Source organism: Pseudoalteromonas sp. TP27, from assembly GCF_056470645.1.
The window spans coordinates 1-23837 of sequence record NZ_JARDAK010000023.1 but is presented as its reverse complement, the minus strand read 5'-3'; the positions used below and the strand labels follow the sequence as shown (position 1 = coordinate 23837).

Below are 23837 nucleotides of genomic sequence, written 5' to 3'. Positions count from 1 at the left end.
ATAGCGGCTCGAGATAGGTTTATTATCCAGAGTTCAGGTTAAATAGCTAATTAAGCTTCTTTACTCGCTAGGTACTCTGCGTAGTTGCCTCTAAAGTCGATTACTTTACCGTCTTTAACTTCCCAAATTCGGGTAGCTACCGATGATACAAATTGACGATCGTGCGATACAAACATTAATGTACCTTCGTAGGCTTCAAGTGCTAGGTTAAGCGCTTCAATAGATTCCATATCCATGTGGTTAGTTGGCTCATCCATTAGCAGTATATTTGGTTTATGCATCATAATTTTACCAAACAACATTCGGCCTTGCTCACCACCAGAAATTACTTTAACTGACTTTTTAATATCGTTTTGCGAAAACAACATACGGCCTAAAAAGCTTCGAACCACTTGCTCGTCATCGCCTTCTTGTTGCCATTGCTCCATCCACTGAAACAAGTTCATGTCGGTAGCAAATTCATCAGCGTGGTCTTGCGCGTAGTAACCAATGTTCGCGTTTTCAGAGAACTTAAACTCACCGGCTTTAGGTGCTAAGCGCCCTGCTAATGTATTAAGTAATGTTGTTTTACCAACACCATTTTCACCAATAATAGCAATTCGCTCGCCAACTTCTACTAAACCTTCAAGGCCAGAAAACAACGTATTGTCGTCAAACCCTTGCGTTAGATTATTCATTTCAAGCGCGTTTCTGAATAACTGCTTTTCTTGGTCGAAACGAATAAACGGTGTTTGACGTGATGAGGCTTTAACTTCGTCTAACTGAATTTTGTCAATACGTTTAGCGCGCGATGTAGCTTGTTTAGCTTTAGATGCGTTAGCAGAAAAACGTGATACAAACTGTTGAAGTTCAGCAATTTGATTTTTCTTCTTTGCGTTTTCGCTAAGTAACTGCTCACGTGCTTGCGTTGCTGCAAACATGTATTCGTCGTAGTTACCTGAGTAAATACGTAGCTCACCGTAGTCAATATCGGCCATGTGAGTACACACAGAGTTTAAAAAGTGACGGTCATGCGAGATGATTATCATGGTACAGTCGCGTTGGTTTAACACGTCTTCTAACCACTTGATGGTGTAAATATCCAAGTTATTGGTAGGCTCATCAAGTAGCATTATATCTGGGTCTGAAAACAACACCTGTGCAAGTAGCACGCGTAGTTTAAAACCAGGTGCAATTTCTGACATTGGGCCAAAGTGTTGCTCAGTACCAATACCTACGCCTAATAATAGCTCGCCTGCTTTAGATTCAGCAGAGTAACCATCCATTTCAGCAAATTCAGTTTCAAGATCGGCTACTTTCATACCGTCGTCTTCACTCATTTCTGGTAAAGAGTAAATACGATCGCGTTCTTGTTTAATTTTCCACAGTTCTTTATGGCCCATAATTACAGTATCAATTACTGAGTATTCTTCGTAGGCAAACTGGTCTTGGTTTAGTTTAGCAACGCGTTCATTAGGATCAGTACTTACATTACCTGAAGACGCTTCAAGCTCACCACTTAAAATTTTCATAAATGTTGATTTACCACAACCATTTGCGCCAATTAAACCATAACGGTTTCCATCGCCAAATTTTGCTGAGATATTTTCAAATAATGGTTTAGCACCAAATTGCATGGTGACATTAGCTGTACTAATAATAGCGCTACCCTCCAAGGGAGTAAGGATGTAATTAAATTGCGCGCAGTTTAAACCAAAATGGCCTGTTTTTCTATGAAAGTTTAATGGCAAACCACGTCGTTTAAGGCAATTATTATCGCTGAGCTACTCGTAATTAAAATAACAAATTAAATTTTGTTTTTTTGCAAATTGTTATTCAACTTAGATAAATTAAAATTCATAAATACATTCATAATAAACCGATATGAGTGTTTATAATTTGGTATATAAATTAGAGTAAAAACACTTTTTAACGTGTATGTGTGTTTACTTAACTCATTTTTGTACAACCTAAAGTAATAACAAGCTATATTAATGAAAATAAAGCAATTTTAGAGCTTTTACACTAGCTATTATTTTTTAACCAAGATGAAATTAATTCAAATTGGATTTTTAACAAATCACAAATTCCTCATCCTATTTACTTATTAAATCGTAAAAAACTTAAACTCTAGCAACACCTAAAAAACAAAATTAACCTCTCGTGAATACCTATTAAGTTTTACACTCAATTTTATTGAATATTTTTCACTTTTGAGCCGTTTATCGCTTTGTTAGTCTTCAAATCTGAATTTTTACCTACGTAAAAACACTGACCAATTTACACAGGGCAACACACAAGATGAGCAAAAAATTAGCAACACTGATTAGCGCAAGTATTGTACTAGCACCCGCTGTTTCGGCGGTAGAGCTATACAAGGATGATAAAAACACTCTAAAAGTAGGTGGTTATCTTGATGTGCGTGTAATTAATACACAAAACGAAACCGAAGTTGTTAATGGTACTTCACGCATCAACTTTGCCTTTACCCGAAAGCTTAAGAAAGACTGGACCGCCCTTGCACTTGTCGAATGGGGTGTAAATCCGGTAGGTAGTAGCGATATTATTTATAACAATCGTTTTGAGTCAATTCAGGATGAGTTTTTGTATAACCGCTTAGGTTACGCTGGCCTTTCGCACGAAAAGTACGGTCAACTTACCATTGGTAAGCAATGGGGTGTATGGTACGACGTAGTTTACGGCACAAATAATAGCTTTGTATGGGATGGCAATGCCGCAGGCGTTTACACTTATAATAAAGACGATGGCGCTGTAAATGGCACTGGCCGTGGCGATAAGCTAGTGCAGTACCGCAATAGTTATAACGATTTTAGTTTTGCAGTACAAGCGCAGCTTAAAAACAGCGAATTTTATACCTGTGACGTAAGCGATATTTCAGAAGAAGAATGCGAAACACTTTGGAACTCAGGCGATAGCGCAGCCCAAGAAGTTGAATTTAATTACACATTTGGTGCTTCTGTTACTTATACACCAACAGATATGCTAACGCTTACTGCAGGGGTTAACCGTGGTGAGTTTGATTTAACGTTTGGCGATGGCTCTACACGAAACGTTGAAGATTTAATTTATGGTGCAGGCATTATGTGGGGCAGCATTGAAAAGCGCGGCCTTTACGTTGCTGCTAACGTAAATAAAAACAAAAACCACGACACCGATAACATTGGTCGCTTAATTGATGACGCAATTGGCATAGAAACATTTGCATCTTACCGCTTTGATAACGACTTTCGCCCTTTTATTGCCTACAACGTGTTTGATGCCGGTGATGATTACGTAATACAACCAAACTTTAACGCCGATCCTAACGATGTATTTAAACGCCAGTTTGCTGTTATTGGCCTTCATTATTTAATTGACGAAGACACTATTGCCTACGTAGAAGCACGTAAAGACTTTAGCGACTTTGAAAGCGATAACGACGATCAACAAGCACAAATGGAGCAGTCTGAAGATGACGGTATAGCATTTGGTTTTAGATATAAGTTTTAAATACTCGTTTAACTAAAACGAATACAACTTTCTCTTAGCACAACCCTTTTAGCCCTTTTAACTTTTTAGCTGGGCTTTTTTATTCTGCCATACTTTTGAATCCCACCGACCTGTATTTTGCACTATTCCTTTGATTACTTTATTAACAATTTAACTCTATTGCTTAGTTTAGCATTAAACCAATATTTAGTATGATGTGTTCTTTTGCTGTAAAGCCACCAGCCAATTTATATTAATTGTATTAAGAGTGTAAAAAGATGGTGAAACTATATTGAAATTGCAAAGTACTTACACTGCTTATTGCTGATTACAAAGGCGTAAGGCTAATTAAAAGCAGTAACAAATAGATGTGTATATGCTCATAAGTACTGACAGCATTCTAACCCAATAGTTGGCTACTGTATATGCATACAGCTGTTACTTAAGCCTACCTAACCTACTTTTTAATAAACGCACTATAACCAGCTAATGCCTTAGCTACACTAAGTGGTGGATTGTCTGAATGCTCAGCACCTTCGTTTATAGCACTTTGCCAGACAAGGTTATTATTAGGGTTTGCTGTTAAAGCAGTCTCTAAATTATTAAATGCTGTTAACATTAACGGATGCTCTGCTCCACCCACCGAAAGATACAAATAAGTAGGTGACTTCACTTTATTTGCTTGAGCCGTTAAAAACGCATCTACGTTATTAACCACAGTCATGTCGTCATACCAAGCTGCTGGGCTAAACGCAAAATAACCATTAAATAACTCAGGCTTTGTATGCAATGTATAAAGTACAAAGCTACCACCTGCCGAAAAACCACTTAATACACGGTTATTAGTCAACTTATATTTTGCCGATAAATATGGAAGTAACTCAGTTTCAATAAATGCTAAAAACTTATCAGCTTCACCGTTTTGCTCGGGTAGTGTTTCGTGCTCTAAACGCGCTTGTGTATTTACATCTTGGCGGGCATAAGGGGGCACTAAATCGCGATTACGAGTATCTTTAAAAAATAAATTAGGGATAGACACCAATATAGCCTTCTCCCCTTTTTCGCTCTTAGCTTGTTTTGTAAGTGCTTTATCCCATGTATCTAAATTAAAATTACCATCGGTTTTAATAATTAACGGGTATGCTTTTTTAGGATTGTAATCAGTCGGTAATCTAATAAACACCTTACGTGATTCGTTAAGTACTTTAGAGTTAATAGTTATATCCGTATAGGCCGATACATAATGATTGTAATAATTTATCGCCAATATTCCCAAAATAAGTATAACTAGCGCTAAAGCTAAATTTGTAAGATAGAGTTTTGTTATTTTTATAGCCATTTGGCATCCCTTTAAATATTTACTTTAATAATTACTTAATCGAGCTTAACCCATTGTTTTATTTCAAGCGCAGTCATAATAAGCTCAACCGAAAACGCAGCTAAAATCATCCCCATCACACGCGTTAAAATAGACGCGCCGCCCGTTCCAATCAACTTAATTATTTTGCCCGAAAGCAGCAACAGTATTAAGGTAATACCCAGTACTCCAATAGTAACAAGCGCGGTGCCTATTTGTGTGGTAATTGGGTGAATATGGTTGTCGGTAAGTAGTATCACTGCCAAAATAGCGCCTGGAGTAGCTGTGGCTGGTATAGCTAGCGGGAACACAGCAATATCGTGATCGGGGTCTTGTTTAGCTTTGTTAGAATCGTTTCCAAATATCATTTGCAGGCCAAACAAAAACAATATAATTCCGCCTCCTAACTGAAACGAAACCAGCCTAATCCCCATCGCATTAAGTATTAGCTGCCCTATTAAAATAGAACCCAATAGAACGCCACCCGCATATAGCACGGTTTTAAAGGCTGTTTTACGACGTTGTTGATCAGTTAAGTGAGTAGTAAGCGCAGCAAACAGAGCCATAGTGCCTATTGGGTCAATGGTAGCCCAAATAACAAGCGCATCTTGAGATAGTTTTTCTAGCATATAAAATCCTTGTTAAGCGTTAATGTTTAATTAAACACGGGTAACAAATTCATTTGCTTACGCTTAACTATAAGACAAAGTGATTAAATTTTATAATTTATTTACATGTGTTCGTTTACAGTTTTTTATGCCAAATAGAATGCTCGTGCAAACTAAACCCTAACTTTATAAGTAAATTATGAGAACGTGCATTATGTGCACTCACCTCAGCCGATAAATGTTTAAGTGGAATATGCTCAAGTAGCGCTTCAATAAAACCGGTCACTACTTCAAACATCACTCCCTTATCCCAAAAATCGGGATGCAGCTCAAATCCTATAAACGCACTACTTTTACAAGGTGTTAATTTATAGAGCCCACAGGTACCCATTAACTTCCCTGTTATATTATGTTCAATTGCAACTCTAACCACTTCGCCTTCGTAATAGGCACTTATATCATCTTGAATTAATTGTTTGATTTGTGTTTTGCTAAGCGGTGTTTCGTAGTCGTTAAATTTACTAACCTGAGGATGGTTTAAAATATCAAATAAACACGCAGCGTGTTTGTGGGTAATTAAACGAAGAGTAACGCGGTCAAGCTGTGTGGTATTAAACATTTTATTTAAGTAGTTAGTTAAATTAGCTCTTTATGGGCAAGCATTATTAACTTACCATACCCCATTAACAAGCATTATCTTTAAAGCAAAAAGAGTAGATAACGTAATGAGTGACGATTTTAAAGTAATACAACCCACTACCACAGTATATTGCCCAAAACGCGGCGAAGGCTGGACCTTAACAGGCATTACTAATATTAACGAGTTTACCTCAGTAATGTTTGACGGCACACGCTATACACTTCCAGCACGCGAAATAGTAGAAGAGCTTTTGCCAAACCAACTAGCGCGTGAGCAAAATAGCTAACCAAACACATACACAATAAAAAGGCTGCAATTTTGCAGCCTAATATCTAATTAACTAGTTAAAATGCTTCGTCTTCACTGTAAACATTAACGTTTAACTCGTCCTCATCTTCAAATACTACAAACGAAATAGGCTTACAGCATACTTGGCAGTCTTCTATGTATTGCTCATCAATATCTGCTGCATCAAGTAATACTTCTATACTTTCTCCACAATAAGGGCAGCTTATTGATTTTTCGGTTAACTGGTTCATTTATCACCTGCTAATTTATATCTCGAATGTTGTCACTTTAATAAACAAGCTCGCATAATACAACCGCGTATCAAATAGCGTTTATTTTACTGAATTAATTAAACCATCCTACTTGCTTGAAAAGTGATCTCACTCCCGGTTTTATGCTTATAAAACTTTTTAAATGATATTACTTTGCACCATAAATAGTTAACCGGCTAAAACTATACCTCTACAATGAAATAGTATTAGCACTTGGCGGGTCTAATTTATAAGTATTTAAACTCACACTTCAGGTGGATAATTTTATGAAAAAATCACTCGCATTAGCATTAACATCTGCCGCAATACTGTTTAGCACGTTTACTCATGCAGCTAAAACCGAAAAAGCGGTGTTAGCCGGAGGTTGCTTTTGGTGTATGGAAAGCGATTTTGAAAAGCTAGAAGGTGTAACCGATGTAATATCGGGCTTTACTGGCGGCAAAATTAAAAACCCAACATACAATGGTAACCATAAAGGCCATTACGAGGCGGTAGAAATCACTTACGATCCTGAGATAGTTAATTACCAGGGCATACTAGATCATTATTGGGTTAATATTGATCCCTTTGATGCCAGAGGTCAATTTTGCGATAAAGGCCCGAGTTACTTAAGCGCTATTTTTGTAGAAAACGACGAACAACGTAAATTAGCTGAAAAAACAAAAGCAGCTGTAGTAGCCGAGTTTCCTAATCAAACCGTGGTTACACCTATACTAAACGCAAGTACCTTTTACCCTATTAAAGGGAGGGAAAGCTTTCACCAAGATTATTACAAAAACAACCCAATCCGATACAACACTTATCGTTGGCGTTGTGGTCGCGATAGCCGCCTAGAAGATATTTGGGGCGACAGAGCAACCCACTAGTATTTATTAAGCAACTTAAATTACACCAACAAAAGGCTGCATATTGTGCAGCCTTTTACATATCTACAAAGCTAGCTTTCTCTGCTTCAAAAAGTATACAAACCTTCATTATCAATAAATAGTATATTCTGTTTCCTAAAGCTGGCTGTTTATCTACTAAATCAAATGCAATAAATTGCACTCCTAGATTGATACAAACCAATTCAACAACTGGAGTTACACAATATGTCTACCAATCAATTACAACTAGCACGTGCTCTAGATTTACCATCGAGAACAGCCATGTTAAACCGTGACCACTCGGTACAACAGTTTTGGTACAACAACGACGACCTAATTACAGACGCGTGGAAAGAATGGGAAGCAAGCGAAATTGACCCTTCTACATTCACGCTAGACGATTCATTACTCGATAAAGATTTACGCGAAGCCGTACAACAAGCATGGCAAGACCCATCTAAAGAGCATTTAGTAAAAGCGCTTTTAGAAGAAGTGGCTCCTGATGTGTTTCAGTTTCAATTTTTTGACCCTGAGCGCCTAGCCGTTTTACGTGGCTACCTTGAACAAGTATGGAACTCTAACATTCCTATGCGCCCACCGTACGGTATTGTATTAAACCGCCGTGGTGCCATGCTCGACAAACGATCAGAGGGCTATTTAGCAGCGCCAAGTTTTCAAGCATTTTATAACGAAATGCTAAACACTTATATGCGCCCTATTTCGCGCTTATTGTTTCCTGAAATAATTGGCTACGATACGCAAACATTTGGGTTTTCTATTTACTACGATCCAAGTACAGATGCGTCTATTCGCCCACATACCGATGCATCGGCGGTAACGTTAAATATTAATTTAAATTTACCGGGTGAGGAGTTTACAGGTTCTGAGCTTGATTTTTACGACCAAGTCAATGGAAAGGTTATACAGCTTGGCTTTAAACCAGGCACCGCAATGATACACCGAGGCAATGTACCTCACGCGGCAAAACCTATTACCAGTGGCGATAGAACCAACTTTGTACTATGGCTGTTTGGCGATCGCGGTCGTTTACCAGCTCAAGGTGCACAACGATCTGAAATAGAAGCTAAAGAGCGTTGGAGTACACCTGTTACAATACCTGATGGCTATGCACCATTTTAAGTAAGCGCTTTAAATACAAATGGCTGCCTAATTTAAGCAGCCATTTTTAGCATTCGTTTAAAAGTTTAAAACTTATATGATGCAGATAGTCTTACGCTTCTTGGAGTGCCAGGTTGTACCCACGCATCAGCAAACGAGTTTGTGTAATACGTTTCGTCAAACAGGTTATCTACTTCGGCGCGTAAACCAAATACTTTAGTTACATCATAATCAACAAATGCACGTGCAGTTGTGTAGCTTGGCAGCTCAAAATCGGTACCAAAAAAGCCGTTTCGTGAATCTACATAAACTAAACCACCACCAAATTTAATAGCTTTACCGTATAATTCAGCCGATTTAACCAGTTGTAAACTAAATTGATGCTCAGGAATATTTAATAAAGAACTTCCCGCTTCTACGGTGTAGCCAAAGTTAGCATCAAAAAATGAGTTTTCAATCGTTGCATCAACATACGCATACGATGCCCAAATATCGAGAGAGTCGGTCAGTTCACCGTTTATATCAATTTCAAAGCCTTTACTTTGCGCTTCGCCTATAGCTGCAAAGCTAAACGCCGTTGGGTCGTCTACTACCAGCATGTTGTCTTGCTCTACTTTAAATACAGCAATGGTGCCAAACAGCGCGCCATCGTTTAAAGTAAACTTAACACCAACCTCAGATGACGTAGACTGATTTGGCTCAAACCCATCTCCGTTTGAATCAGTACCCGATAAAGGCCTAAAGTTTTCACCATAAGCAGCATAAACAGATACAAACTCGCTTGCCTCATATACAACGCCAAACTGTGGGCTAATACGCGATTCACTTTGTTTAGATTGAGTCTTAGATAAGCGGTTATTAAGTGTTTGTTCGTAGTCATCAAAACGAGCACCTACACGTATATCTAACTTATCGGTTAAGCTTATTTGGTCTTGTATAAACACACCTAACGATTCTTGTATTTCTACCTTGTCGGTATTGGCTGTTGGCGTTGGTAACTCATATGCACCATACTCAGGGTTATATACATTTATAAACTGATCACCTTTTACACGAAGCACAACTTGATCATTTTCAAACTTATCTGAATCAACACCCATAATTAAACGATGCTCTAACCCAGCAATCTCTAAATGACCGGTTACTTCTGCACGGTATACTTGGTATGTAGCGTCGTAATCGCGGTAGCGTCTAAAACGATTTACTTCGCCATCTACTACACCATCAAAGCCTGTTTCGGTTGCAAAACCTTCAAGCGATGTATCACGGTAGTTAGCGCCCAGTAATACGCTCCAGTTATCATTAAAGTCATGAACAAACTCTAATTGATGGCCAAGTACGTCAGCATCTATTGGGCCATCACCTGGCTCGCCTAAAAAGCGGCTTTCTGGTATTAAGCCAAGCTCGCCGTCTATTGCTAATACACCTCTATCAAACGGAACTTCTTGGTCGCTATATTCAAGCTCGTAAATTAGTTGGCTATTGTCGTCAATGTTCCACGTAATTGATGGACTAAAGCCTTGTTTAGTTGTTTCTATGGTATCGCGAAAGCTTTTTGCGTCTTCATAAAAACCAACCAATCTAATTGCTACGTCGTCGCTAAGGGGCGTTGTGTAATCCACATCGGCGCGGTAAGTATCAAAGCTGCCTATACTGAGTTTTAGCTCGCCGCTTGTATCAAACGTTGGGCGCTTAGTAACAAGGTTTACTGTGCCGCCTGGCTCACCTCTGCCAAATAAAGCTGCGCGAGGGCCTTTTAACACCTCAACCGATTCAATACCCGACAAATCACGCGAGCCACCAAAACCACGCCCTGCATTAAACCCATTTACTAAATAGTTACTTGGCAGGTTTTCGTCGCCAACAAAGCCGCGTAGCGCAAAGCTATTCCAAAGCCCGCCAAAGTTATTTTGACGCGCAACCGATGCCGACAAATCTAGCGCTTGGTTTAAATCTATTGCGCCTGCATTTTCGAGTGCTTCTAAATCTATTTTCAGCTCTGATTGCGGAGTTTCTAAAGGGCTAAAATTACCTTGGTATGCTTGACGAGACCCAGTAACCGCTAAACGCTCAATAGGCTCATTAGCACTGTTTTTAGCGCTAGTGTTTTCATTGGCTGCAATAGCGTGGCTTGCAAACATACTTGCTAAGCAGGCACTAATATAAGTGAGCTTAAGCCCTTTTTTATTGGTATTCATGATAAACCTTGTTCATTAGTTAGCTGATAAATTTTGTTTTGGCTGAGCGTCTACATTGCTTAGCTTTTTTTGTTCATTGAGTATGGTTTTACTAAAGCTTGGCATATTCTCAAGCGCTGCTTTAGTAGGGTTACCTTTTACAAATAACCACGGGTAGTAAAACGTCCGTAAGCTTTTATGAAATCCACGCATTTGCGATTCATACCTAAATGCCGCTACGGCATCTGTTTTAGCCATTCGTGTTAAACCACGTTGAAGTAATAATGGCGGTGATAACCACGATACAAACCCGGCTAATGAATACTTTTTACGTGCCGCATCTTGGTAAGCGTGTGATAGCTTCGCCGCTTTTTCATCGCCTACTTGCTGAAATGCGTAGTACCATTTCCATTCAAACTCACTTTGCATATCGGTGTAGTTTGTCCACTTTGGATGATTTGCCACAAAGGCGTCCATGGTTATTTGCTTTGGAATATCCCACGCACCATTAACAGCTTCTCGCTGGGTAAGCACAATGTCGCCACCTTTTGGCGAATGCACCGCTTTGTTTATCGCTAAATCACCTAAAATAGGAATAATAAACGCAACTAATACCCAAAAACCTATTAAGGTTGAGGCAACACGTGGCGCACTACTGGCATTTTTGCCCCACCACACACTCAATAACGTCCAAAAAGCCAAGTAAATAACACATATAAAAGTAATAAATCCAACATCACCCAATACTGAGCTACTAAGAAAAGCGCCTACATAAAATGGCAACATTAAGCATATTATTACCGCTATAAACCTTACCGTTATACGTGCGCCCCACAGCGCAAAATACGATTTAGCCGTAGTGACCAGCAAATCGTGTCTGCCACTGGTGCGCTCACTAGCAAATAAGTCATGAAATAATAAAATAATCACCAATGGCGCTAAAGCACTTAATACAAATACAAAATCAATTTTACCGGCTTGAGCAAGCTCTGCGTTTTGTGCATCGCTTTCGTATATTTGCCCTTCTAACGCAAGTAAATTTAGGCGGTGTTTCCACGGGTAAATATCGCGCTCGCCTAAAGCAGCAAATGCTAAATTTGAAGGCGATGAATACGTTAAATGAAAACTGTAATAAGCAAGCGAGCCTGCATCATCGTACTTATGCTGTACGTTCGTTAAGTCTGTTAAATCGGCTGCTTTTAAGCGCTCAATAGTTTGCTTTTGTTGTGTTACTTCGCTAAGCCCGCTATAAACGGCAAATCCCGACATAACAAACGTACATACCAGTAATACCACTAAGTATTTTTGACGAAGTAAAAAACGCCATTCACGCACAACTTGTTTTAATAGGTAACTCATAACAAACGCCTCCCTACAAATTTAATACCGCCTAACAACACTGCAATCCAAAGTAGTAGCTGTAAAAAAGCAGGTATGCTTCGCTGCGTTCTTACTTCAGGAGTGTCTACATTAAAGGTAAAGTCTTGCAGTATTTGCCAATTTTGAGCACTTACACGTGCCTTTTGGGTTGCTGCAGTATTTGCATTTCGGTTCATGTCGTCTTGGTAGCTAAGTTTTTCTACATGAACTTTATTAAGCCCTTGTACAAAATCAAAGCGCAGCTGCTCGGTTTCGCGTAAAAAACGATGATGCGTTTCAATACTCGTTCCCACTACAATCATTGATAACGACCGAATTGCCACCATTGGTGAAACCCAGCCAAAATAACGCGACACCTTTGTTTGGTTAAGCTCAGCTTGCATACGCTGCTGTGCAAACTTATTGAGTACGCTAGTTAGCTTAGCCTCAGATTCGCTTGCGACTAGCCCTCTAAAATTAACGGGTAACTCATCAATACTGCTCACGTTGTATTTAGTAAGGAGTGATTGTTTAAATTGCTTAAATGCTGGGTCGTTGGTGTTGTGGCCGTCACCTAGTTTTCTAAGTTCGGCTTTTACAGCAAAGTCGGTTTCTATTTTGCCTGCTGACGGTACAGCTGTTGAAGCCGTTGTACTCGCTACTCGTGGCATTACAATACACAGTAAAATCCATACAAAAGCGAGTGTTGTAAAACTACCGCAGTTTTTACTAAACACGCTTGATGCCAATAAAACAAGCAGCACCCACACAGTTAAATATAAAGCGTAGCCGAGCACAAAGCTTGCCACAGCAAGTAACCCTTCGCCTGAGCCAAGTGTAAATAAAGCCGATACCGTAAGCGGAATTAAAATTAATCCTACAACCGACATTAACGCAAGCCCTTTACCTGCAATGAGTGTTGCGCCCGATGTACCTTGCGATAACAAATAAGATAACGTTTGCGACTCACGCTCGCGGCTAATAGCGCTATAACCAATTAATATCAGTAATAACGGTGCGAGTGTTTGTACAATAAATGCAGGGGTTAAACTGCCTAATTTAGTTAATGCTGTACCTTGGCGGCTATCTGCAAACATTGCACTGTTTTGTCTGTGTCCTTCTAAAAATATAGAGTTACCCGTGTAGGCATCAATACCTGGGTCGAGTGTGCTCAGTGGCGAAGGCGTTCTAAATGCATAATGCCCATAATGCACCATTCTGTGCGGGTGGCGGTCGGGTTGATCAACAAAGCTTTGCTCAGCGCTTGTTTGCAGTTCGTGGCGAGTATGGCTTAGCTCCATCATAGTAATAGCGGTAACAATTACCGATGCAAGCGTGAGCACTAAACCAATAGCAAGTACGGTCATTGCAAGTTTTGAGCGAAACCAATAGCGCCACTCATCCTTTGCAACTATAACCACCTTTGAAAAGTTATTTATACTCATTACGCGCCTCTTTGCGCAAAAGCTGCGTGGACTTGTTCGGTATCAATACGGCCATTTTGTGGTGCGTCAAATTCGCCCACCAGCTCACCAGCTCTTAATAAACCAATACGATTAGCCACTTGGCATGCGCCGTATACATCGTGCGTCACCATTAAAATAGTCGCTCCCGTTAATGCAAGCTCACGCACAAGTTGGTTAAACTCGTCAATTGCAACAGGATCTAAGCCCGACGTAGGCTCATCAAGTAAAAATATCGGTGCTTCACGTAAAATGGCTAATGCAATCGCTGTTTTTTGTCTCATGCCTTTTGAGTAGGTTTGCATGTGGCGATCCCACGCAGCTTGTTGCAAGGCTACGCGATTAAACGCGGCATTAATTTGCTCGTCTGATTTTTTAATATCAGCAAGTGATAAAAAATACGCTACGTTTTCGCGTGCTGTTAAATGCGGATACAACGTTGCCGACTCGGGTAAATACGCGGTTTTACCACGTACAAAATTAAGCGCTTGTGTTACCTCTTTACCCGCTACTTTCACCGAGCCTTGCGTGGGTTTATTAAACCCAAGTAACGTTTTTAAAGTGGTTGATTTACCCGCACCATTACCGCCTAGTAGCGCGTAAATTTCGCCCGAGCCCACACTAAAGTTTAAGTTTTTTAAAATAGCGTTGTTTTTAATACTAAAACAAAGCGAGTCCACTTCAATAATTGCATCGCGATTATTGTGTGTACTACTAACGGGTTGCTTAGGGATTTGTGATTCTATTGGTGATGTTTTATTAATTGCGGTAGGTGTTGTCACACTAAACTCTATATGGGGAATCAGAATTTTTGAATGTTATACTATATCAAATGGTAATTGCAACAATATAACATTGTAAACTTAACAAATACGTAAATTTAACGCTATTAAGTAAAATTGATGTACCAAACGCTAATTTAAGCCTAGCTGTTAAGTGTAATTAATTAACCTTTAGGTTTGCCCCCTATTTAGTTTTTGTCCTATTTAGTTTGTAATAGTTTTGCTAAAGCGAGTACGCCAGGTTCTAAAGGGCAATCTTTTCGATAAACAATCGAAAGCTCCACATGCTTAGGGCCAAAGCTAACAGGGTTTATACACAGCGATTTTTCGTATCGGCTACCTATAACCATGTTTTTACCCATAATTGTGTAACCTAAACCAGCAGATACACACCCTAAAACACCATCTGCACTACTCATAATCATTAACTCTTCATTAGTGCGCCCTGCTTTTTGTTGCCAAACAAGTGCATGCTTTCGATAACCACATCCCTCGTCTCTCACAAATAATACAGGGTAATGATCGCCATCAAGCGGAGTAACCATCACTAATTCCTCATGCACTACGGGTATAACAATCAGGTTTTCGTGTCTGGGTGCATTCCCTATTGCCGCGCAATCAACTTTATTATTTAAAACAGCAAGTACCAACCTATCGCTCGTATCTGTAAAAATTTTAGCTCTAATTTGGGCGTAATTATCTTTAAGCTGCTTTAAAGCTAAAGGCATATGCACAGCAGCAAATGTTTCGGGCATTCCAATGATTAACTCATAACTGCCTTTGTTACTTAAAATTGCTAACGTAGCTTGATGCTCTAACTGCAATATTTTGTCGGCATAGTCGCAAAGTTGCCGCCCACTTGGTGTTAATTCAAGCCTGCGCCCGGTTAATGTAAATAGCTTTGTATCGAGTTCTTGCTCAAGCTTTTTAATGCGATTAGTAATATTAGATTGCACCGTATTGAGTTTTTCAGCAGCACCTTTAATACCGCCCTCATCAACAATAGCTTTAAACGTTTTAAGAATTAAAATTTCCATAGTTCTCTTTATTAATTTTAAAGTTAGCCATTAAATTGGTTCTCTTAATAAGAAATTTTAGTTCTTAATAATTCAATTTTTTAGATTAGCAGAACAACGTAATCTGTGCGAATAACAATCTAACAATAAAAAGAGCACACCTATGACAATCACCAAAACACGCGCTTATATTGCGGGCATTTGCAGTATTGTTGTAACCGTTGGAGTGGCAAGGTTTTCATATAGTTTGCTTATACCCATAATGCAAAAAGGTGCTGGTTTAACCGAGCTAGGCTCTGGCTGGTTAGCCACCTCTAACTTTATGGGGTATATGTGTGGAGTGTTTATTGCCGCGAATATGCATAATTTAAATCATAAATATAATTTGCATCGCCTTTACCTTATTTTAAGTGTTGTTACCTCTGCAGCAATGGTGATCACTAGTAATATATACCTATGGGCGTTATTGCGATTTATTGCAGGCACTTGCGCCGCTGGCGGGTTTATTATTGCCTCAGGCCTTATTTTAAAATGGCTTGTAAATAATAATCATCGCGCAGAGCTAGGCATTCACTTTGCCGGAGCAGGCATAAGTATTGTTGTTACCTCACTACTCGTACAGTCAATGCTAGCCACAAATAGTAACTGGCAACAACAATGGATAGCGTTAGCTATTTTGGCTGCAATTATTGCAATACCCGCATGGCTGTGGATGCCACACCCAACAGCTCACGGGCAAGTAAAAGTAACTAAAAAAGACAACCCACCAAGTAAAACGTTTAAATTATTAATGATGCTAGCCTATTTTTGCGCAGGGTATGGCTACGCCGTAAGCTCTACTTTTATTGTTGATATTGTAGAGCGTGTTGAAGGCCTAAAAGGACAAGGTAGCATTGCTTTTTTATTAGTGGGACTTGCAGCAACACCCGCCGCATTAATATGGGATCGGGTAGCACGGCGTACCGGATTTATTAAAGCCTTAATAGCCGCATACACTTTACTTGCAATTGGTATTATTTTGCCCGCTATTAGCGATACGCTCCCCGCAATTTTAATAAGTACCTTACTGTTTGGAGGCACCTTTATTGCTTGTGTAAGCCTTGTTTTAACCATGGCGGGTAACTTTTATCCTAGTAACCCTGCAAGATTTATGGGCACGATGACCCTAGCCTATGGCGCAGCACAAATAATAGCGCCTATACCAAGTGGCTACCTGCTGGTATATTTTGGTAACTATAATATGGCGCTTTATTTATCAGCATTCATAGTAATGATTGGTACTTGGTTTTTGTTTGGGCTTTTAAAATGTTCTAAGTAGTTATTTATAATTACATAACAACTCAAACTATGTTTTGATAAGTAAATAGGCATAAAAATAATAAGAGACAAAAATGACAAAATTTAATAACAATAGTGTAGTTATCCTAAGCGCAGTGCGCACCGCTATAGGTAGCTTTGGAGGGAGCCTTAAAAACTTTACTCCTGCAGAACTTGGTACACTTTGCGCAAAAGAAGCCTTAGCCAGAGCAAATATATCACCAACCCAGGTGGGTTCATGTGTAATAGGTAAAGTTATTCATAACGGCCCTAAAGATGCTTACCTATCCAGAGTCATTGGCCTTGATGCCGGATTACCAATTAATAGCCATGCGGTAACACTCAACCGTTTATGTGGCTCAGGTTTGGAAGCCATCATACAAGCAGCTCAGCAAATTCAATTAGGTGAAGTAGATGCAGCCTTAGCAGGTGGAGCAGAAAGCATGAGTAGCTCAGCCTACACACTTGAAAGTAGCCGCTGGGGCCAAAAAATGGGTAATAGCACAATGGTTGATGAGCTGACCACCACATTACAAGACCCATGGGATAACAACCCTATGGGGATCACCGCCGAAAACATTGCAGAAAAATATAATATTACCCGCAACCAACAAGACGCTTACGCAGCGCAAAGTCATCATAAAGCTGCTAAAGCGATAGCCAAAGGACACTTTAAAGAGCAAATAGTGCCTATTGAGATAAAATCAAGAAATAATATCCATGTGTTTGACACAGACGAGCATGTACGTGCAGACACAACAGAGCAAAAACTAGCTGCGCTAAAACCTTACTTTAAACAAAATGGAACAGTGACAGCAGCAACCTCGTCGGGTATTAACGACGCAGCAGCCATGCTAGTACTTATGTCGGAGCAAAAAGCGAGCGAGCAAGGCTTAAAGCCACTGGGCCGATTAGTAGGTTATGCAAGAGCAGGCGTAGAGCCCGCATTAATGGGCACAGGCCCAATCCCTGCGGTACAGCAAGTGTTTAACAAAACTGGCTTATCAATTGATGACATGGACGTAATAGAATCAAATGAAGCCTTTGCTGTACAAGCATTATGCGTAGCAAATGAATTAAACTTTCCTGAGCATAAAGTAAATCCAAATGGAGGTGCTATAGCGCTAGGCCACCCCGTTGGCGCAACCGGTGCTATTTTGTCTACCAAGTGTTTGTACGAACTAAAACGTATTAATGGCAAGTATGGCTTAGTTACTATGTGTATTGGCGGCGGCCAAGGTATAGCAGCCATTTTTGAAGCGCTTTAATTTAAAATTCAGGAGAAACTAAAAGATACTGCGTTATTTAAAACAGAGGCGATTGCCATGCCTCTTTTTTAAACACTATAAATACCCAATGGGCAAAAATAAACGAGACAGGTAAATGATTTATACCTGTCTCGTTTATTTTAACGTATGAGTTTATTATTAATCCTGATCCCAAATATCAATTATTAGCATAATTTTTCTTACTGATTAGCAATGAAAATATGATAGATAATACGATAATAATAAACGCATATTTTTGACCATTCGACACAGATTCATGATAAACCCATACCGCCAATGCTAAATGCAATGTCGGCTCTATGTATTGAAGAATACTAATTTTGGTTAATGGCATCTTTAAAAGCGCGATACTCAGTAAAAATATCGGTAATAATTGCAATGGGGCAGCCGACATTAATGTAAGCCATTCACCATAAGTCTCATCAGATATGTTTAACCAAATATAAATTAATGCTATTGGAGCAAATACAATGTGTTCTAAAAATATTGCAGCGAATGTCCCACTATTCATGCGCTTTTTTGCCACAAAATAAAAGGTAAATAAAAAGGCAATAACCAAACTTAATATAGGCAGCTGCTTATCAAAATATACATAAACAGCGATAGCTAAAATCATTAGCGACAAAGAAATCTTTTGGTATTGTGTTATCTTTTCTTTAAAAAATATAAAACCAGTAACAAATACCATTACAGGTGTAATGTAAAACGCAAGTGATGCCGCCATAATATTGTTTGTAATAGTAGCGTATACAAAACCCAACCAAGACAGGTTCATCAATAAGCCTGCTACAAAAGCCAATCCGACATCTTTGGTATTTATTTCATTAAAGCTAATCAACTTTGGTTTTATAATGGCAATTAAAATTAAGATAATAGCAGACCAAAAAACACGTTGAGACAAGATCAAAATTGGGTCAACTTTGTCTAATTGGTGAAAGTATATAGGGACCAATCCCCATATACCAAAAGCCAACGAACCTAATAATACATACAGACTCGCCCCCATCTTTGGCATCAACTATTAGTCCCCTCTTCCCAAAATATTAAGAGAATGGCTTACAGCGGCAATACGCATAGAATAATCAATATTTTCATCCGACTCATTAGCCCCTTGAAGTGACCCCACGTGTGAGCTTAAACACATGTGACCGCCATTAATAAGCGATATAGCCACGCATGCGTGATGATACGCTTGTTCGTTTTCGATATTCAGCATAGAGAAAGCCCTAAAATTTAAGTCATCAAGGCTACCACCAGCCTTCACTGATACAAACTGGCGGGCAATAAAATAAGGATTAGTCACTCCCATTCTGGCAACCGCAAATTCAATATCACGCTTATGTGTAGGTGATGGTTCATCGATCACTTGCAGCACTAGTTTTTTAAGGTATTCACTACCTGTAGTGTAAACAGATGCCCAAGCCGCATACATAATACTTAATTGATTTGAATCGTTTGTATTGGTAAGTAGGGTTTTAAGCAAAGTTACCTGATTAACTCTAGTTTCTAACATAAGACTTCCTCTTTATTAAAATTTATAGAGAATATGGAAAGCTATAAATTTTCACTGTATTTACTTTTAAAATAAATTACACAGATCGGTATAATCAGATGGTAAAGCCAAAGATTTAAGCATGCAAGAACTTTTTACACCAACCTGTGTATTTTAAAAGGGTTATGATAAAATTATTGCGTTCCTGTAAGGCGGAGATAATTCATTGAGAAAAAAAGATTATTTAATAGAGAGCTTTATCTCTATGGTCGCAGAGCGTGGTATGGCAGCTTCTGGGGTTGATGCTATTGCTAAGTACGCTAACGTATCTAAAAAAACTATTTACAATCAGTTTGGTAGCAAAGAAGCGTTAGCCATTGAAGCAATAACTAAATTTAGCGAAACGATACAGTCGAAATGGCTTACAGATAGAAAAGAGATAAAAGATCCCACAGAGTTACTGTTGAAGTTTTTTACTGAGCTTGAAGAGTCAATACAAAATGATATGTTCTACGGTTGCATTTTTATTAACATGTGCAGGGAGTACCCTAATTTAGATCACGATTTACACAAAATATCCCAAATACATAAAAATGCAGCTCGGGCTGAACTCAAAACTAGGTTGAAAATATATGGGTGCGACAGCTCAGACAACTTGCTTAAAATTGAAATTATGTATGAAGGGTTAATATCTCAACTGCTCGTTACTCAAGACCCAAGCCTAGTCAGTAAAGTTAAAGAATTTGTATTAGAAGCAGCCAATAAAGGCTGAACTATCATAAATTTCAACATTAGAGTTGAATGTTTTTGGTAGCGCCATGGATGGCAAAAAAGGCAAAAGAAAGACGTGATCCTATTTATTTTCGATTTATTATCCATAACTTAGGTAATTTAAACTTCAATCTTTAAAGAACATTGAACAATAAACTTTTCACTTGGTAGAATGCCCCCCTATTTTCCTATCAAGAGACACAATGGCAAACTTCAATACTCATCTTAATACTGCGCTAATCATCACAGGCTTAACCTCAGCCACCTTATTATCTGCAGGCCATATTGATTTAAAGGACGCGCTCTGGTTATGGTTTTTAGGCTCAATCGGCGGCTTATTACCCGATATAGATTCAGATAACTCAACATCACTCGATACTATTTTTAACTTATTTGCACTCAGCGCTGTATTACTGGTACTGCATTACATAACCACCGAGCTCATTATTGAAATTAGTTTTATCGAATTAATCGTAGTGCCGTTATTGGTGTACGGATTTATGAAATACATTATTAGACCCATTTTTGAATGGATAACAGTACATAGAGGCAGTTGCCACTCTTTACTATTTATACTGTTATGCGCGCTATTAACAACGCAAGTAGCATGGAAACTGAATAACCAATCAACAGCACAAGCCGCCACTTTTGCCTGGTTAACAGGTGGGTTTATTTTACTTGGCGGGTTAATCCATTTATTGCTCGATGAACTTTACAGTGTAGATTTAAATAATGTCACTATTAAACGCTCTTTCGGTACCGCTTTAAAAATAGCTGACTTCGATAATAAATTAATTACGTTGGCATCGGTTGTTGCCATTGCAGGTTTAATCTATGTAGCCCCGCCTACAGAGCAGACTATTACCGCATTAAGTGATTGGTCTCAATTTAGGCTTTTATCTTAAAGTAAGTGGCTTTGTTCAACGTCGTTTATGCCCATTGCCAAAATGCATCTAAATACCCTCTTAGTAATTAAAAGTTAATTCACAAAGAGGGTAAAAGGCGCAGTGCTTTTAAAGGTTTACAGCTTAACTCAATGCGACTTTGCCAGTTTAAGTTTTATAAAAAGCCAATGCTTGAGTCTATTTGTAATTAATTATTATTTTTATTGGTTTTAGTGAAATTTTAAAATCGCTTTGCCTGTCTTATAGTTTCAATATTTATATAAAAGTTTCAACGGCTTGATGTGTGCAAAACTACTGCATCTTTTAAAAGCGTTAAATATAAAATTATAAGAGGTCCCTAATGGAATTTACACAAAAACGCACCACCCTAATTGCAGCATCGTTATTATTGATATTGGCAATATCACAGGGTATTTATTCAGCCCTTTACAGTGCTGAAATTAGTTTTTCAAGGCAGGTGGCTTGGGGACTAGAAGCACTTGTATTTACTTTGCTCGTTGCCTTTGCAGGTTCTGCTATGGTGCAAGCAAAAAACGCCCAACTAGGCTGGTCAGCTATCGCGTTTAGCGCAGTACTTAACATAGTTCAAGTGAGCATTGGCCTTACGTTGTTTTCTACATTTGGTAAAGTAGCGGGCACAGTAGAAGGCGCACAACCTTTAATTGGTGGCGTGGTGTCTTTGTCATTCATGATTTACTACGCAGCTAAATTATTATTAGGCTTAGCAGCACTTGTTTTTGGCCTATCATTTATCGCTAAAGGCGGCAAAGCAATTGGTAGTATTACATCACTAGCAGGCGCAGTTGCAATGATTGCCAATGGTATTTTAATAACCTTTGGCCGTGATGGATTTCTTCCATCAGGTGTTGCTGGCGCATCAGGTATGATCGCAACGTTACTTTTAGCAATCTGTTTAATAAGCCTTTACCGTAAACAAGACTAAGGCTTAATACCTTACAACTAATGTGCTTATTTAAATAAGTTATAAACATCGGCGTGTATTAGATTGCTAATTCGCCGATGTTTTGCGTTTAAAGCATTGTTTTACGTTTAAAGTGACAGCCATCTTATTTTTTAAGACTAATTCACAAAGAGGATATGAGGCGCTTCGCTTTAGAGGGCTAATAGATTGAATCAAAATTTATATGGGTCGACGCTCTCTTTTACTGAGAATGCTCAATCATTTTCTATAAATAACTTGGTGATATAATTATTACCGTTATCTTGGATATAATGTATTTCAACATAACCTCCATTAAAAATAACCTTATCGTTATATTTCCGATTTGCAAAAAAATATGGCGCAGTTTGATAGTTATTATATTTAAAAAACACTCCTGACACTGAAAATGACTGTGTTAGACTTGCTCCTTCTTTTACTACTAATTTTCAATTTCGCCTGTTACAACCCCCTCCTCCTGCGATTTTATTTTAGCTATATATTCCATTTTCGAATATATAGACGTTATAGAAGCTAGATTGTAAAGAATAAATATAAAAAATAAGACGAAGAAATTAAACTTAAAAAAACGCTTAATATATAAATCGTATAATGTTTTGAGTCTCCCAATAAAGATTATACTTATAACTATAAAAAGCACATATGGCAAAAATTCAATGCTATTAAAGCTAATTGTTGTCTCGTAGTAAATTTTCATCATATCCACTTAAAATGTCTCAACTTTGGCACGACTAATACGCCATCATGATCGAAATATTAAACTAGACAGCCACTTTAATTGAACAAACTAAACTATACCAAAAAATTCGATCTTCAAGTTCAAAACTTATCTTTTATGACTGGGTCACTTTATTTCATCCGTTAAATGAGTAATTAGCCCTATTAAACCTAAATTACACGCATGAAAATAACTGCATAATGCAGTTGTGATTTATTACTGAATAGTTTTACTGAGTAGCTTAAGTTTTATGCGAGTAGCTTTTCGCAGTTGCTAATACTTGATCGCCGTTTCCGCTTTAAGTTTTCACAGTAACTTGCTTGTGAAGTGGGCCTACCTACTGCACCATGGAATACGCGCGTTAATTGTGTGGTGAGTTTTAACCAGTTTTCGGGGGATATATTAAGTCTTTCTAGCAAAGGAAGGTTCATACTATCAATGTGCCCGCGTTTATCCTCTCGTATTATTCGCCCTGTTAACTCAACAAGTTCAAGGTACGATTTAAGCTCAAATGGCAGCCCTTTAGGTATAATCTGACGTGGCATACCTGCAAAGCGGAGTAACTGTTTAGGTTGTTTACCTTCTGCCGCGCATGTTAAGCGCTTTTGTACGCTGGTATGGTCTGACTCTTCTGGTGTGTTAGCCATTTTAGCTCTAATGGGATTTAAATCGACATAAGCTATACAGGCTGCAAGTGCTGCTTCATCTAGTAATGCTTGCGATTTGAATCTGCCCTCCCAGAATCGTCCTGTGCAGTTATCTTCTTTATTTGCTCTGCGGGCAATGTCTTCATTTAGTAACCGCATAAACCAGCTAATACTGGATAGGCGTTCGCGGTATTGTCTAACCGTTTGATTGAAAAAGATAAGTTCAACTTTACTTAGCTTTTCACCTTGTACATATTTTTGCGTTAGCAATGTGCCTTTACAGAGTTTATGCCAGCGAATAACAATCGCTTTATCATTTAGC

The 23837-nt window shown here is 38.7% G+C and carries 22 protein-coding genes; 9 read left to right on the top strand and 13 right to left on the bottom strand.

Annotated features, from left to right (window positions below):
• Positions 1 to 50: 50 nt before the first annotated feature.
• Complete coding sequence (locus tag PX700_RS18985) at positions 51 to 1640, bottom strand: ABC-F family ATPase (protein WP_479521603.1); 1590 nt, start codon at positions 1638 to 1640, stop codon at positions 51 to 53.
• Positions 1641 to 2280: 640 nt separating this feature from the next.
• On the opposite strand from PX700_RS18985, the gene PX700_RS18980 reads away from it, so the two are divergent.
• The gene (locus PX700_RS18980; protein ID WP_415636099.1) at positions 2281 to 3489 is read left to right on the top strand and encodes a porin; all 1209 of its coding nucleotides are present in this window, start codon (positions 2281 to 2283) and stop codon (positions 3487 to 3489) included.
• A gap of 436 nt (positions 3490 to 3925) precedes the next feature.
• On the opposite strand, the gene PX700_RS18975 is transcribed toward PX700_RS18980, so the two are convergent.
• The 3 genes from PX700_RS18975 to PX700_RS18965 all read right to left on the bottom strand — a co-directional run bounded on the left by PX700_RS18975 (position 3926) and on the right by PX700_RS18965 (position 6052).
• Positions 3926 to 4807, bottom strand: coding sequence for an alpha/beta hydrolase (locus PX700_RS18975; protein WP_479521578.1), 882 nt, complete (start codon positions 4805 to 4807; stop codon positions 3926 to 3928).
• A gap of 35 nt (positions 4808 to 4842) precedes the next feature.
• The gene (locus PX700_RS18970; protein WP_197239505.1) at positions 4843 to 5454 is read right to left on the bottom strand and encodes a MarC family protein; all 612 of its coding nucleotides are present in this window, start codon (positions 5452 to 5454) and stop codon (positions 4843 to 4845) included.
• 115 nt (positions 5455 to 5569) lie between these two features.
• A complete protein-coding gene (locus PX700_RS18965) occupies positions 5570 to 6052 on the bottom strand; it encodes a GNAT family N-acetyltransferase (RefSeq protein WP_479521577.1) in 483 nt (160 codons plus the stop codon).
• A gap of 106 nt (positions 6053 to 6158) precedes the next feature.
• Here PX700_RS18965 and PX700_RS18960 point away from each other — a divergent pair, with 106 nt between their 5' ends.
• Entirely contained in the window at positions 6159 to 6359 is a 201-nt protein-coding gene (locus PX700_RS18960) for a hypothetical protein (protein ID WP_002962626.1), read from the top strand.
• Positions 6360 to 6417: 58 nt separating this feature from the next.
• Here the strand turns inward: PX700_RS18960 and PX700_RS18955 are convergent, their stop codons facing one another.
• Positions 6418 to 6612: a CPXCG motif-containing cysteine-rich protein gene (locus PX700_RS18955; RefSeq protein ID WP_024593951.1), complete on the bottom strand. Its 195-nt coding sequence runs from the start codon at positions 6610 to 6612 to the stop codon at positions 6418 to 6420.
• 287 nt (positions 6613 to 6899) lie between these two features.
• On the opposite strand from PX700_RS18955, the gene msrA reads away from it, so the two are divergent.
• Positions 6900 to 7499 (top strand): peptide-methionine (S)-S-oxide reductase MsrA, encoded by a 600-nt coding sequence (msrA, locus tag PX700_RS18950; RefSeq protein WP_479521576.1) that lies wholly within the window; start codon positions 6900 to 6902, stop codon positions 7497 to 7499.
• A 225-nt stretch (positions 7500 to 7724) separates the two neighbouring features.
• Positions 7725 to 8639: a 2OG-Fe(II) oxygenase family protein gene (locus PX700_RS18945; protein WP_479521575.1), complete on the top strand. Its 915-nt coding sequence runs from the start codon at positions 7725 to 7727 to the stop codon at positions 8637 to 8639.
• A gap of 65 nt (positions 8640 to 8704) precedes the next feature.
• Here the strand turns inward: PX700_RS18945 and PX700_RS18940 are convergent, their stop codons facing one another.
• The 5 genes from PX700_RS18940 to PX700_RS18920 form a co-directional block, all read right to left on the bottom strand.
• Positions 8705 to 10816, bottom strand: coding sequence for a TonB-dependent siderophore receptor (locus PX700_RS18940; protein ID WP_479521574.1), 2112 nt, complete (start codon positions 10814 to 10816; stop codon positions 8705 to 8707).
• A 15-nt stretch (positions 10817 to 10831) separates the two neighbouring features.
• Positions 10832 to 12154 (bottom strand): DUF3526 domain-containing protein, encoded by a 1323-nt coding sequence (locus PX700_RS18935; protein WP_479521573.1) that lies wholly within the window; start codon positions 12152 to 12154, stop codon positions 10832 to 10834.
• Entirely contained in the window at positions 12151 to 13599 is a 1449-nt protein-coding gene (locus PX700_RS18930) for an ABC transporter permease (protein ID WP_479521572.1), read from the bottom strand. Before PX700_RS18930 ends, PX700_RS18935 begins: the two co-directional genes overlap by 4 nt.
• Positions 13599 to 14399 carry an ABC transporter ATP-binding protein gene (locus PX700_RS18925; protein WP_479521571.1) on the bottom strand — a complete coding sequence of 267 codons (801 nt, stop codon included), beginning with the start codon at positions 14397 to 14399 and terminating at the stop codon, positions 13599 to 13601. The genes PX700_RS18930 and PX700_RS18925 overlap by 1 nt, the downstream gene beginning before the upstream one ends.
• A gap of 200 nt (positions 14400 to 14599) precedes the next feature.
• The gene (locus PX700_RS18920) at positions 14600 to 15436 is read right to left on the bottom strand and encodes a LysR family transcriptional regulator (protein ID WP_479521570.1); all 837 of its coding nucleotides are present in this window, start codon (positions 15434 to 15436) and stop codon (positions 14600 to 14602) included.
• A 142-nt stretch (positions 15437 to 15578) separates the two neighbouring features.
• Between PX700_RS18920 and PX700_RS18915 the strand changes: the two genes are divergently transcribed.
• The gene (locus PX700_RS18915) at positions 15579 to 16733 is read left to right on the top strand and encodes a YbfB/YjiJ family MFS transporter (RefSeq protein ID WP_479521569.1); all 1155 of its coding nucleotides are present in this window, start codon (positions 15579 to 15581) and stop codon (positions 16731 to 16733) included.
• A gap of 73 nt (positions 16734 to 16806) precedes the next feature.
• A complete protein-coding gene (gene bktB, locus PX700_RS18910) occupies positions 16807 to 18000 on the top strand; it encodes a beta-ketothiolase BktB (protein ID WP_479521568.1) in 1194 nt (397 codons plus the stop codon).
• Positions 18001 to 18178: 178 nt separating this feature from the next.
• On the opposite strand, the gene PX700_RS18905 is transcribed toward bktB, so the two are convergent.
• Entirely contained in the window at positions 18179 to 19036 is an 858-nt protein-coding gene (locus PX700_RS18905; protein WP_479521602.1) for an EamA family transporter, read from the bottom strand.
• A 6-nt stretch (positions 19037 to 19042) separates the two neighbouring features.
• A complete protein-coding gene (locus PX700_RS18900) occupies positions 19043 to 19534 on the bottom strand; it encodes a hypothetical protein (RefSeq protein WP_479521567.1) in 492 nt (163 codons plus the stop codon).
• A 205-nt stretch (positions 19535 to 19739) separates the two neighbouring features.
• Here PX700_RS18900 and PX700_RS18895 point away from each other — a divergent pair, with 205 nt between their 5' ends.
• From PX700_RS18895 to PX700_RS18885, 3 genes are all read left to right on the top strand, one after another.
• Positions 19740 to 20285: a TetR/AcrR family transcriptional regulator gene (locus PX700_RS18895; RefSeq protein ID WP_479521566.1), complete on the top strand. Its 546-nt coding sequence runs from the start codon at positions 19740 to 19742 to the stop codon at positions 20283 to 20285.
• A 202-nt stretch (positions 20286 to 20487) separates the two neighbouring features.
• Positions 20488 to 21189: a metal-dependent hydrolase gene (locus PX700_RS18890; RefSeq protein ID WP_479521565.1), complete on the top strand. Its 702-nt coding sequence runs from the start codon at positions 20488 to 20490 to the stop codon at positions 21187 to 21189.
• Positions 21190 to 21529: 340 nt separating this feature from the next.
• Positions 21530 to 22132, top strand: coding sequence for a thiamine biosynthesis protein ThiC (locus PX700_RS18885; protein WP_479521564.1), 603 nt, complete (start codon positions 21530 to 21532; stop codon positions 22130 to 22132).
• Positions 22133 to 23116: 984 nt separating this feature from the next.
• On the opposite strand, the gene PX700_RS18880 is transcribed toward PX700_RS18885, so the two are convergent.
• A partial coding sequence (locus PX700_RS18880) for a transposase (RefSeq protein WP_479521563.1) occupies positions 23117 to 23837 on the bottom strand: 721 nt, incomplete at its 5' end.

Coding starts and splice junctions, on each gene's coding strand:
- PX700_RS18945 (WP_479521575.1), top strand. CDS start 7,725: ATGTCTACCAATCAATTACAACTAGCACGTGCTCTAGATTTACCATCG.
- PX700_RS18885 (WP_479521564.1), top strand. CDS start 21,530: ATGGAATTTACACAAAAACGCACCACCCTAATTGCAGCATCGTTATTA.
- PX700_RS18960 (WP_002962626.1), top strand. CDS start 6,159: ATGAGTGACGATTTTAAAGTAATACAACCCACTACCACAGTATATTGC.
- bktB (WP_479521568.1), top strand. CDS start 16,807: ATGACAAAATTTAATAACAATAGTGTAGTTATCCTAAGCGCAGTGCGC.
- PX700_RS18955 (WP_024593951.1), bottom strand. CDS start 6,612: ATGAACCAGTTAACCGAAAAATCAATAAGCTGCCCTTATTGTGGAGAA.
- PX700_RS18900 (WP_479521567.1), bottom strand. CDS start 19,534: ATGTTAGAAACTAGAGTTAATCAGGTAACTTTGCTTAAAACCCTACTT.
- PX700_RS18935 (WP_479521573.1), bottom strand. CDS start 12,154: ATGAGTTACCTATTAAAACAAGTTGTGCGTGAATGGCGTTTTTTACTT.
- PX700_RS18915 (WP_479521569.1), top strand. CDS start 15,579: ATGACAATCACCAAAACACGCGCTTATATTGCGGGCATTTGCAGTATT.
- PX700_RS18975 (WP_479521578.1), bottom strand. CDS start 4,807: ATGGCTATAAAAATAACAAAACTCTATCTTACAAATTTAGCTTTAGCG.
- PX700_RS18890 (WP_479521565.1), top strand. CDS start 20,488: ATGGCAAACTTCAATACTCATCTTAATACTGCGCTAATCATCACAGGC.
- PX700_RS18905 (WP_479521602.1), bottom strand. CDS start 19,036: ATGCCAAAGATGGGGGCGAGTCTGTATGTATTATTAGGTTCGTTGGCT.
- PX700_RS18920 (WP_479521570.1), bottom strand. CDS start 15,436: ATGGAAATTTTAATTCTTAAAACGTTTAAAGCTATTGTTGATGAGGGC.
- msrA (WP_479521576.1), top strand. CDS start 6,900: ATGAAAAAATCACTCGCATTAGCATTAACATCTGCCGCAATACTGTTT.
- PX700_RS18940 (WP_479521574.1), bottom strand. CDS start 10,816: ATGAATACCAATAAAAAAGGGCTTAAGCTCACTTATATTAGTGCCTGC.
- PX700_RS18970 (WP_197239505.1), bottom strand. CDS start 5,454: ATGCTAGAAAAACTATCTCAAGATGCGCTTGTTATTTGGGCTACCATT.
- PX700_RS18930 (WP_479521572.1), bottom strand. CDS start 13,599: ATGAGTATAAATAACTTTTCAAAGGTGGTTATAGTTGCAAAGGATGAG.
- PX700_RS18965 (WP_479521577.1), bottom strand. CDS start 6,052: ATGTTTAATACCACACAGCTTGACCGCGTTACTCTTCGTTTAATTACC.
- PX700_RS18980 (WP_415636099.1), top strand. CDS start 2,281: ATGAGCAAAAAATTAGCAACACTGATTAGCGCAAGTATTGTACTAGCA.